General features: G+C 75.5%; 10 protein-coding genes. 4 read left to right on the top strand and 6 right to left on the bottom strand.

Annotated elements, in window-relative coordinates:
* Positions 1-534: ERAP1-like C-terminal domain-containing protein (locus PYV61_RS13660; RefSeq protein WP_275832420.1), on the top strand; the 534-nt coding region annotated here is incomplete at its 5' end.
* 31 nt (positions 535-565) lie between these two features.
* Here PYV61_RS13660 and PYV61_RS13655 read toward each other — a convergent pair.
* The 3 genes from PYV61_RS13655 to PYV61_RS13645 form a co-directional block, all read right to left on the bottom strand.
* Positions 566-1,207, bottom strand: coding sequence for a PEP-CTERM sorting domain-containing protein (locus PYV61_RS13655; protein ID WP_275832418.1), 642 nt, complete (start codon positions 1,205-1,207; stop codon positions 566-568).
* A 79-nt stretch (positions 1,208-1,286) separates the two neighbouring features.
* A complete protein-coding gene (locus PYV61_RS13650; RefSeq protein WP_275832416.1) occupies positions 1,287-2,168 on the bottom strand; it encodes a DMT family transporter in 882 nt (293 codons plus the stop codon).
* A 125-nt stretch (positions 2,169-2,293) separates the two neighbouring features.
* Positions 2,294-3,367 (bottom strand): hypothetical protein, encoded by a 1,074-nt coding sequence (locus PYV61_RS13645; RefSeq protein ID WP_275832414.1) that lies wholly within the window; start codon positions 3,365-3,367, stop codon positions 2,294-2,296.
* A gap of 107 nt (positions 3,368-3,474) precedes the next feature.
* Between PYV61_RS13645 and PYV61_RS13640 the strand changes: the two genes are divergently transcribed.
* Complete coding sequence (locus tag PYV61_RS13640; RefSeq protein WP_275832412.1) at positions 3,475-4,704, top strand: PepSY-associated TM helix domain-containing protein; 1,230 nt, start codon at positions 3,475-3,477, stop codon at positions 4,702-4,704.
* Positions 4,705-4,786: 82 nt separating this feature from the next.
* Here PYV61_RS13640 and PYV61_RS13635 read toward each other — a convergent pair whose 3' ends face one another.
* The 3 genes from PYV61_RS13635 to PYV61_RS13625 all read right to left on the bottom strand — a co-directional run bounded on the left by PYV61_RS13635 (position 4,787) and on the right by PYV61_RS13625 (position 7,578).
* Positions 4,787-6,427: a S41 family peptidase gene (locus tag PYV61_RS13635; protein WP_275832409.1), complete on the bottom strand. Its 1,641-nt coding sequence runs from the start codon at positions 6,425-6,427 to the stop codon at positions 4,787-4,789.
* A 97-nt stretch (positions 6,428-6,524) separates the two neighbouring features.
* Complete coding sequence (locus tag PYV61_RS13630; protein ID WP_275832407.1) at positions 6,525-6,722, bottom strand: hypothetical protein; 198 nt, start codon at positions 6,720-6,722, stop codon at positions 6,525-6,527.
* A gap of 40 nt (positions 6,723-6,762) precedes the next feature.
* Positions 6,763-7,578: a replication initiator protein A gene (locus PYV61_RS13625; RefSeq protein WP_275832405.1), complete on the bottom strand. Its 816-nt coding sequence runs from the start codon at positions 7,576-7,578 to the stop codon at positions 6,763-6,765.
* Positions 7,579-7,709: 131 nt separating this feature from the next.
* On the opposite strand from PYV61_RS13625, the gene PYV61_RS13620 reads away from it, so the two are divergent.
* Positions 7,710-8,042 carry a PadR family transcriptional regulator gene (locus tag PYV61_RS13620; RefSeq protein ID WP_275832403.1) on the top strand — a complete coding sequence of 111 codons (333 nt, stop codon included), beginning with the start codon at positions 7,710-7,712 and terminating at the stop codon, positions 8,040-8,042.
* A 19-nt stretch (positions 8,043-8,061) separates the two neighbouring features.
* Positions 8,062-10,669 (top strand): ADOP family duplicated permease (locus PYV61_RS13615; protein ID WP_275832401.1); only part of this gene is annotated, 2,608 nt, incomplete at its 3' end.

Genomic DNA, 10,669 nt, shown 5'->3' with positions numbered 1-10,669 from the left:
TCCGCCGACTCGGCGGCCAGCGCGCCGCCCCGCGCCCCCACGCGCTGGGCGATCGTGACGGCGCTGGTGGCGCGCGGCGCGGCGGCGGCTCGGCGGCGCCTGGCCGACGAGACGCGCCGCGACTCGACCAGCGAGGGGCGGCGGCGCGCGTTCGTGGCCGGCGCCGCGCGCCCCGACGCGGAGGCCAAGCGCGCCTACTTCGCGCGCTACTTCGCCGACCGCGCGCTCAACGAGGAGTGGGTGACGGCGAGCCTCGGCGCCTTCGTGTCGCCGGGGCACGAAGCGCTGGTGCGCCCGTACGTCACGCCGGCGCTCGACTCGCTCCCGTGGATCCAGCGCAACCGCCGCATCTTCTTCCTCGGCAGCTGGCTCGACGCGCTGGTCGGCGGGCAGGGATCGGCGGAGGCGCTGGCGGAGGTCGACGCGTTCCTCGCCGCGCGCCCGACGCTGCCCGACGACCTGCGGCGCAAGATCCTGCAGAGCGCCGACGAGCTGCGGCGGACGGTGGCGGTGCGGGCGGCGTTCGCGCGGTGAGGATCGACTGCCAGGAATCGGATCGAACGGATCAGATCTGATCCTTCGGATCCGATTTCCGGCCGTTGAAGCGGCCCGCCGCGCCGACGAGCGCGAGCCCGGTGCCGAGCAGCGCCCACGTCCCCGGCTCGGGCACCGTCGACGACGGGGGCGTGACGCCGCCGGGGAGCGGCGAGAGGTCCACGCCGGCGACGACCTCGAAGGTGCCGGTGCCCGTGTAGACGAGGTCCCCCTCCGAGAACGAGAACGTCAGCGAGACCGGCGCGAGCGCGGTGCGCAGGTCGTACGCGTCGAAGAGCGCGCCGGCGAGGAAGAAATCGAGGTCCCCGGGCGTCGACTGCGCGGGGATGAAGTACGCGCCCGCCGTCGGCAGCGCCGCACTGGTGAACACGTACGCCTGGTAGTCGGCCGCCGCCCGCAGCGCGGTCGCGCCCTGCAGGTAGCCGGACAGGCCGACGTTCGCGTACCCGCTGGGCGTGTCGCCGGACGGCCCGATGTCGACGACGCCGGCCGCGTCGCCCGTCAGCGCGAAGCCGACCGCGGTGAGCACGCCCGCGACGTCGGCGGTGCCGGCGAAGCGGTAGGTCAGTGCCTGCGCGCCGGCGCGCGCGGGGAGCGCGCTCAGCAGGGCGGCGGCGAGGAGCACGAGGAGTCTGGCGAGCGCGGGGCGCATGGCGGCGACGGCTGGGGTTCGGCGTGAACGCGACGCGCCGATCATCGCTCGCACCGGTCACCCGCCGATCACCGCCCGGTCACCGCCCCGACGCCATGAGCGCGCACCCCACGAGCAGCAGCGCGACGCCGACCCGCCGCGGCGTCGACACCACCTCGCCGAGCAGCCGCGCGCCGAGGAAGACGCCGACCGCGATGCTGAGCTGCCGCAGCCCGACCACGTACGTCGAGCCGCCGGTGCGCAGCGCGGCCAGCGCCAGCCCGTAGCTCAGCGTGTTGAGCACGCCGACCGCCACCGCCGCGCCGCGGTGCGCCCTCCACTCCGCCCGCACCGCCGGCGCCCCCTCGGCGCGCGTCACCCACGCCAGGTAGCCGACCCCGGCGCAGAGCGTGTAGCCGTAGAAGTACGCCCACAGCTCGACCGCGCGCACCGCGTGCTTGTCCCAGATCGTGCTCGTGCCGAGGATGAACGCCATCAGCAGCGCCAGCAGCGTCGCCGGGCCGCGCAGGTGCACCAGCAGCTCGCGCCACGCGTCGCGCCGCAGCGCCGGGAGCTGCATCACCAGCACGCCGGCGACGATGAGCGCCACCGCCGCCCACCCGAGCGGTCCCACGCGCTCGCCGAACGTCAGCCAGCCGAGCGGCGGGAGCACGAGCAGCGCCGCGCCGCGCGCGATCGGGTAGATGAACGACAGCTCGCCGACCCGGTACGCCGCGCCGAGGGTGACGTAGCCCGCGAGCACGAAGAAGGTGCCGACCGCGATGTACGGCGCCGCGTGCGCGAGCGTCCCCGCCGGCGCGCGACACGCCAGCACGAGCGCGGCGGGGAGGAACACGACCGCCTCGGCGAACTTGCTGAGCGCGATGAACGCGCGCGTCCCGCCGGCGCGCTTCAGCAGGTAGTTCCAGTAGGCGTGCGCCGCGGCGGAGACCAGGACCAGCAGGACCGCGAGGGGAGTCATCGGCGGAGGAACCTAGACGGCGGGAGTCGTCACCGCGGGAGTCGAGAAAGCGGGAGTCGAAACGGCGCAGTGCGCGGTCACGACTCCCGCCGTTGAGACTCCCGCAGTAGCGACTCCCGCCGTGGTCAGGGCCTCCACTCCGCGATGAACAGATTCGTGTCCCCCGCCTTCGCCGCCCCGCGGTTCGACGCCCACACGAGCCGCTTCCCGTCGTGCGAGAACATCGGGAAGCCGTCGAACTCCGGGTTGCGCGTGATCTGCTCCAGCCCCGTGCCGTCGAGGTTCACGACGAACAGGTCGAAGTTGCGGCTGCGCGGGTTCTGGTGGTTGCTCGAGAAGATCAGGCGCCGGCCGTCGGGGGTCCACGACGGGCCGAAGTTCGCGCCGCCGAGCCGCGTCACCTGCCGCTGGTCGCTGCCGTCGGCGTTCATCACGAACAGCTCCATGCGGTTGGGGCGGATCATGTTCTGCCCCAGCAGCTCGCGGTACTGGCGCAGCCCGGCCGAGTCCTCGGGGGCGTAGTGCCAGGCGCGGTACACGATCTTCGTCCCGTCGGGGCTCCACCACGGGCCGCCGTCGTAGCCGGGCGTCGTCGTGAGGCGGCGCACGTCGGAGCCGTCGACGTTCATCGTGTAGATGTCGAGGTCCCCGTCCTTGAGCGACGTGAAGACGATGCGCGTGCCGTCGGGCGAGAGCACGCCCTCGGCGGTGTACACGCCGTAGTTCGTCAGCCGCTTCAGCTCCGACCCGTCGCGGTTCGCCGTGTAGATGTCGTACCGGTCGATCCCCCACACGTAGCCCTTCGACGGGTCGGGCTTGGCCGGGCAGGCCGCGCCGGCGGCGTGCGTCGAGGCGAAGAAGAGGCGGCGGTCGCCGGGAAGGAACCAGCCGCAGGTCGTCTTCCCCTCGCCGTTCGAGACGCGGCGCAGGTCGGTGCCGTCGGCGCGGATCACGAACTGCTGGTCGCAGGCGCGGCCGTCGCGCGTGCTCTGGAAGGTCAGCCACTGGTCGTCGTGGCTGAAGTACGCCTCGGCGTTCTCCCCGCCGAAGGTGATCTGGCGGACGTCGGCGAGGTGGGTCTCGCCGCTGTCGGCGGCCACGGCCCGCGCGGGGGACGCACCGGCGGCGGTCCCGGTGGTGACGGTCGCGCCGCGGGTGCAGGCGGCGAGCAGGACGAGGGCGGGGAGCAGGCGGGGCATTCGGCTCGGAAAGGGGTGCGCGAAAGAAAGCGCCCAACGCCTCCCCGGGGGATCCCGTATCCAATCCCGATTGACAGTATCGGGATTGCTCACGAGGTTCCCCCGCCATGCCGACGTCTCCCGCCCCCCGGCGCCGCGGTCTGTGGACCGGCGCCGTCCGCCCCGCCCTGTTCTGGGCCCACCTCGCCGCCGGCGTCGCCGCCGGGGCGGTGGTCCTCGTCATGTCGCTGACCGGCGTCCTGCTGACCTACCAGCGCCAGGTCACCGCCTGGTCCACCGGGTCGGTCACCCCGCCGGCGGGGGGGGCGCGCCTCCCGCTCGACACGCTGGTGGCGCGGGTGCGCGCCGCCGAGCCGGGGGTGAAGGTGACGGGGGTGACGGTGAAGGACGACCCGACGGCGCCGGTGGCGGTCGGGGTGGAGCCGCGCCGGACGGTCGCCGTCGACCCGTACACGGGGGCGGTGCTGCCGGGGAGCCCGAAGGTCCGCGCCTTCTTCTCGGAGGTCGAGCGGTGGCACCGCTCGCTGGCCACCGGCGAGTCGGTGCGCGACAAGCTCGGGGTGCGGATCACGGGGGCGAGCAACGTGGCGTTCCTCTTCCTCCTGCTCACCGGCGCCGTGCTCTGGTGGCCCAGGAAGGTGAGCCGCCGCTCGCTGCGCGCGGTGCTGGTCCCGACCTTCACGGCGCGCGGGCGGGCGCGCGACTGGAACTGGCACCACGTCATGGGGGCCTGGACGGCGCCGGTGATGCTGGCGGTCGTGTTCACGGCGGCGATGATCTCGTACGCCTGGCCGGCGGCGCTGGTGATCCGCGCCTTCGGCGGCGAGCCGCCGCGCGCGGAGGCGCCCCGCGCCCCGGCGCGCGGGGGGGAGGCGCGCCCCGCGGGGCCCGCGTTCGCGCCCGACCTCGACGCGCTGATGGCGCAGGCCGGGGCCGCGGCGCCGGGGTGGAAGCAGCTGGCGCTGCGCTACCCGGCCAACGGCGCGAAGACGGCCACCATCACCGCCTCGGCGACCGCCAGCAACCGTCCCGACGGGCGGACCACCCTCACCGTCGACGCGGCGAGCGGGGCGATCACCAAGGTGCAGCCCTACGCCCAGCTCCCGGTCGCGCAGAAGGTGCGGTCGTGGGTGCGCCCGGTGCACACGGGCGAGGCGGCGGGCGTCGTCGGGCAGACGCTGGCCGGGCTCGCCTCGGCGGCCGGTGTGGGGCTCGTCTGGACCGGGCTCGCGCTGACGCTCCGCCGGCTGCTGGCGCGGGCGCGGCGGCGGACGCTGGAGCCGGTGGAGGAGGGGGAGCAGAAGGAGGGGCGGCGCCCGGTGGCGGCGGCCGCCTGACCGACCACCGACGGGAAAACGAGAGGGCCCCGGAGCGCGATGCTCCGGGGCCCTTCGTCCGTCGCCTTCGGGCGTCGGCGGCTCAGGGCCGGCGCTCGCCCTGCGGCGCCGCGGCCGTGCCGGTCGGCGTCGGCGCGTTCGCCGGGAGGCGCGACGTGCCGGGGACCATCGCGAACAGGTCGCGCTGCGCCGACGCCTTCTTCACCATGTCGATCGCGCGGCGGAGCTGCACGTCGTCGTCGAGCTCGTGCCGCTTGGCCGTCGAGTCGCCGAACGCGACGCGCGCCACGCGCTGCTCGATCTGGCGGTCGACCCACGCGCGCCCCGCGTCCCACTGCGCGCGCTCGACCTTGATCGTGTCCTTCTGCAGGCGCGTCCACAGCTGCTCGCGCCACGCCGGGTCGACGGTGAAGGTCGGCTGCACCTTCCCCTTCAGCTCGAACGCGATCTCGCTGAGCGCCGTGTAGACCTGCGGGAACTTCGGCGCCAGCGCGCGCGCCAGCTGCTGCTCGGCGGTGGACAGCGTGTCGGGCTTCACGATCACGTCGGGCGTCACCGCGCCGCCGCCGTACACCACGCGCCCGGCGTCGCTCTTGAACTGCGGCCGCGCCTTGCGCGCCGAGTCGCTCTCGAGCGAGTCGGGGTGCACCTCGACGTACTGCCCGTCCACCAGCTTGCGGTCCTTCTGGATCGAGCGGCCGCTCGGCGTGAACCACTTGGCCGTGGTCATCTTGAGCGCGTAGCCGCCGTCGAGCGGGAAGAGCGTCTGCACCAGCCCCTTGCCGTAGCTGGTCGTGCCGACGACCACCGCGCGGTCGTGGTCCTGCAGCGCGCCGGCGACGATCTCGGAGGCCGACGCCGAGTAGCCGTTCACGAGCACGACGAGCGGGATCGCCGGCGCCAGCGGCTGCGACGTCGCGACGTACGTCTGCTGGTCGCCCTGGCGGCCGCGCACGCTCGCCACCTCCTGCCCGCGGCGCAGGAACAGGTTGCTGGTGGAGATCGCCTGCTCGAGGATCCCGCCCGGGTTGTCGCGCAGGTCGAGCACGATCCCCTTGGCGCCCTGCCCGCTCAGGCGGCGCACCGCGTCGCCGATCTCCTGCGCCGTCGCCTCGCTGAAGCGCGTCACCGGGACGTAGCCCACGGTGCCGTCGAACATGATCGAGTAGCCGACGGCCGGGATGTGCACCTCGGCGCGCGTGAACGTGTCGGTGATCGGCTGCATGACGCCGGGGCGCGCGAAGCTGACCTTCACCTTCGTGCCGGGCGCGCCGAGCAGCATGTTCTGCACGGCCGTCGTCTTCCAGCCGCGCGTGTTCGCCGTGTCGATCTGGACGATCCGGTCGCCCTCCTGGATCCCCGCCGCCTCGGCCGGCGTGTGCGGGAAGACGCGCGCGACCGTCACGAACCCCGACTGCTCGACGATCTCCATCCCCAGCCCGCCGTAGCGCCCGTTCGTCTGGCGCGAGAAGTCGGCGATCTGCTTCGGCGTGAACAGCTCCGTGTACGGGTCGTTCAGCTCCTTCACGAGGCCGCGGGCGGCCTTCTCGAACAGCGCCGGGGCGCCGACCGTGTCGACGAAGCGCTGCGAGACGAGCCCCATCACCTGCTCGAGGAGCTGCGCCCCGTCGCGCTGCGCGCGCGACTGGAGGATCCACCCGCCGGCCAGCAGCGGGGCCGCGGCGACGGTGGCGAGGACGGCGGTACGAGTCGGACGACGCATGGGCGCGCGCTCGGGCTGGAGAGACTTGGCGGTGACGTGAGGAATACCGTCCCGGACCGGCGGGGTTCCGCGGACGACGATGCGCGATACGTGCCCGTCACCCCCCCGCCGGGGGGTCCTCCTCCGCGTCGGCGGCCGGCTCGCCCTGCGCCAGCAGCGCCCGCCAGCTCACCGCGCGCCCCTTCCGGAACCCCTTCGGCACCAGCTTCACCCCCAGGGGGGAGAGGGTGACCGTGTAGGGCGCGCCGTCGATGACGACCTCGCGCTTCAGGGTGCGCTCGAGGGGGAGGGCCATGTGGCGGACGATGTCGCCCGGACCTCCGCGGCGGGAGGGGTCACCAGCGGTATTCCACCCACCGATCGCGCCCCTCCGTGACCACCGTCGCCCCCCGGACGACCCCGGCCGAGACGAGCATCTCGTGGGCGGGCTGGAGCACGCGCTGCAGGTGGGAGGGGTAGCGCTGGGCCAGCGGCAGCCGCTCCGCCCACTGCTCCAGCGGCCACCGCGCCGCCTCCCCCTCGGCCTCGGGCGCCAGCGCCGAGAGCAGCCGGTAGAGCCGCCGCGCCACCGGCGAGGCCAGCTGCTGGTAGCGCGCCCACGACAGCTCGGCGACCGCCCCGGCCGCCAGGTTCCCGCGCACCTGGGGGGACAGCGTCACCCGCGCGTCCCCGGGCTCGTTGGCGGTCAGGGTGGGGAAGAGCGCCAACTGGTCGGCGTCCTCCTGCCGGCGCCGCTCGATGACCACCGAGGCGAGCAGCGTGAAGCGCGCGTCGCCGTCGCCGTAGACGCCCGTCGACTCGAGCGTCGTCCGCTCCAGCCGCGTCAGCGAGGCGCGCAGCTGCTCGTAGGTGCGCCCGTCGGCCTTCCGCCCCAGCGACCGCAGGAAGGCGTGCAGCCGGAAGGTGATGGCCCCGTCGTCGGGGCGCCCCGCCTCGGCCCACCGGTGCAGCAGCCCGACCCACACGTCCTGGTCGAACGTCCCCGGCAGCCGGTCCCCGGGCGCCGGCAGCACCCGCCACCGCGTCCCCGCCGCCGGCACCCACTGCAGCGCCCCGTCGTCCGCCGCCGAGTCGGAGAGGCGGAAGAGCGGCAGCCGCTCGAGCGCGCGGTCGAGCGCGACGAGCCGCGTGGCGGGGCGGCGGACGGACATGGGCAGAACCTAACTGCGGGCTGCGGACAGCGGTTTGTTCGAATCCGCCGTCCGCAGCCCGCAGCGCTTGACCGTGAGGTGTCGGACCCCTACCTATGTGCCCAGAACCCCTACCTGTAGAACTCCGACCTATGACCGCCAAGAAGGCCGAGCTGCTGAAGGGCACGCTCGACATGCTGATCCTGCAGACGCTGACCGTGCAGCCCATGCACGGCTACGCCATCGCGCAGCACATCGGGCGGCTCTCCGACGAGGTGCTGACGGTGGAGCAGGGGTCGCTCTACCCGGCGCTGGAGCGGCTGCAGAAGAAGGGGTGGGTCACCTCCAAGTGGGGCGAGTCCCCGACCGGGCGGCAGGCGCGCTACTACACGCTCACCGCCGCCGGCCGCCGGCAGCTCGGCGAGCAGCTGGCCGCGTTCGACCAGGTCTCGCTCGCGATCGCCCGCGTCCTCCGCCGCGCCTGAGGCGCCACGGGAGCCCCCCATGTCGATGCTCGACGCCGCGCGCTACCGGCTGCACGTCCTCCGCCGCGCCCTCTTCGACCGCGCGGCCTGGCGCCGCGAGATGGACGCGGAGCTCGGCTTCCACCTCGCGCTCGAGGAGCAGCAGCGGCGCCACGACGGCGCCTCGCCCGAGGAGGCGCGGCGCGCGGCACTCGGCCGGCTCGGCGACCCGCGCCGCGTGCGCGAGCGCCTGGTCGACGACAGCGGCGCCAGCGCGCTCGACGCGCTGCGGCAGGATGTGCGCTTCGCCGCGCGCGCCCTGCGCGCCCGCCCCGGCTTCACCTTCGTCGCCGTGGCCACGCTCGCCGTCGGCCTCGGCGCCAACGTCGCGATCTTCAGCGCGGTGGACGCGCTGCTGCTGCGGCGCCTCCCGTTCGCGGCGCCGGGCGAGCTGGTGCAGCTCAGCATGACGCGCCCGCCGCACGGCGAGGACCCGGGGCGCGACGACGCGCCGTGGTCGTACCCCAAGTTCGTCGCCTTCCGCGACGCGCAGCGCGCCTTCTCCTCGCTCACGATGTACGAGGGGATGCCGTTCACCGTGCGCGTCGGCGGCGGCGAGGCGGAGCGCGTCCGCGGCGAGCACGTGGACGCGCAGTACCTGCCGACGCTCGGCGTGCGCCCGGCGCTGGGGCGCAACCTGGCGCCCGAGGAGGTGCGCGCCCCCGGCGGCCCGCGCGTCGTGCTCCTCTCGGACGCGCTCTGGCGCCGCCGCTACGGCGCCGACACCGCCGCGCTCGGGCGCGCGATCACCGTCGCCGGCGAGCCCCACACCATCGTCGGCGTGCTGCCGCCCGGGTTCCGCGGGCTGACCGGCGAGGCCGAGCTGCTGGTCTCGGTCATGAGCAAGTCCGCCGAGGAGCTGGGCGAGGCGTGGAACCACTCGTACACGGTGATCGCGCGGCGGCGACCCGGCGTGTCGGAGGCGGCCGCGCTGGCGGCGGCGCGCGGCGTCGTCGCGCGCGTCGACGACGCGTACCCGGAGCCCGGCACGCCGCGGCGGCGCCACGGCGTCGTCGGCCTCCCGCTCGACGCGGCGCGCGTCGACCCGGCGCTGCGGCGCGCGGTGTTCGTGCTCTCGGGCGCGGTGGGGCTCGTGCTGCTCGTCGCCTGCGCGAACGTCGCCAACCTGCTGCTGGCCCGCGCCGTCGGGCGCGGGCGCGAGACCGCGGTGCGCCTCGCGCTCGGCGCCGGGCGCGGGCGCGTCGTGCGCCAGCTGCTCACCGAGAGCCTGCTGCTCGCCGCGCTCGGCGGCGCGGCGGTGGTCGCGGCGGCGTGGGCCGGCGTGCGCGCGCTGTCGGCCATCGACCCCGCGCGCACGCTGCCGATGGCGCGCGTCTCCGACCTCAAGACGGTGAGCTTCGAGGCGATCCGCCTCGACGGCGCGGCGCTGGCGTTCGGCGCGGGGCTGGCGCTGCTGACGGGCGTCGTGTTCGGCCTCGCCCCCGCGCTGCAGGCGACGCGGCCGGCGCTGACGGGCGCGCTCAAGGACGGCGCGCCCGGCGGCGGCGAGGCCCGCGCGGCGCGCGGCGCCCCCACGCGCACGCTGCTCGCGACGGCGGAGGTGGCGCTCGCGCTCGTGCTGCTCGCCGGCGCGGGGCTGATGCTGCGCAGCCTCGGCAAGCTGCTCGGCGTCGCGCCGGGGGTGCGCGCGGCCGGCGTGCTGACGGTGCGCTTCGACCCGCGCGCCGTCGCCGAGCGCGACTCGTTCCCCGCGGTGTTCGCGCGCGTGCAGGAGCGCGTGGCCGCGATCCCCGGCGTGACCGGCGTGGCGCTGCAGGACTGCCCGCCGCTCAACGGCGGGTGCAACGGCACGGGGCTCGTGCGCCGCGACCGCCCGGCGCCCGCCGAGGGGGAGGGCGGCCCCGAGGTGGGCGTGCACTGGATCACGCCGACGTGGCCCGCGGTGATGGGCGTGCCGGTGCTGCGCGGGCGCGGCTTCACCGACGCCGACCGCGCCGGCGCCCGCAAGGCGGTGCTGGTGAGCGCGCACGCCGCGCGCCGCATCTGGCCCGGCGAGGACCCGATCGGGAAGCCGGTGAGCGTGATGCAGGGCGGCTTCCACGACGACACGGCGCTGGTGGTCGGCGTCGTCGGCGACGTGCGCTACGGCGCCCTCGACGACGCGCAGCAGCCGGACGTCTACCTCCCCTACGCGCAGTCGCCGTACGGGCGCGCGATGCTCGTGGTCCGCACGCCCGGGCCGCCGCTGGCGCTGGCCGGCGCGGTGCGCGCCGCGCTCGCCGAGGTGGCGCCGGGGACGCCGGCGTTCGAGGTGCGCACGATGGAGGACCGCGTCGAGGGGATGACGGCCTTCCAGCGCTTCGGCGCCACGCTGCTCGCGCTCTTCGCGGCGACCGCGCTCGTGCTGGCGGCGCTCGGCGTGTACGGGGTGGTGTCGTTCGGCGCCGCGCAGCGCACGCGCGAGCTGGGGGTGCGGGTGGCGCTCGGGGCGACGCGCCGCGACCTCGTGCGGCTGGTGGTGCGCGGCGGGCTCGCGATCGCCGCCGCCGGGACGCTGGTCGGCCTCGCCGGCGCGCTGGTGGCGACGCGCTGGCTGCGGTCGCTGCTCTTCGGCGTCGCGCCCACCG

This window comes from Roseisolibacter sp. H3M3-2, assembly GCF_029211165.1.
GTDB lineage: Bacteria > Gemmatimonadota > Gemmatimonadetes > Gemmatimonadales > Gemmatimonadaceae > Roseisolibacter.
Note: the sequence above shows the minus strand (reverse complement) of the source record. Positions and strands in the feature narration are given on the sequence as shown.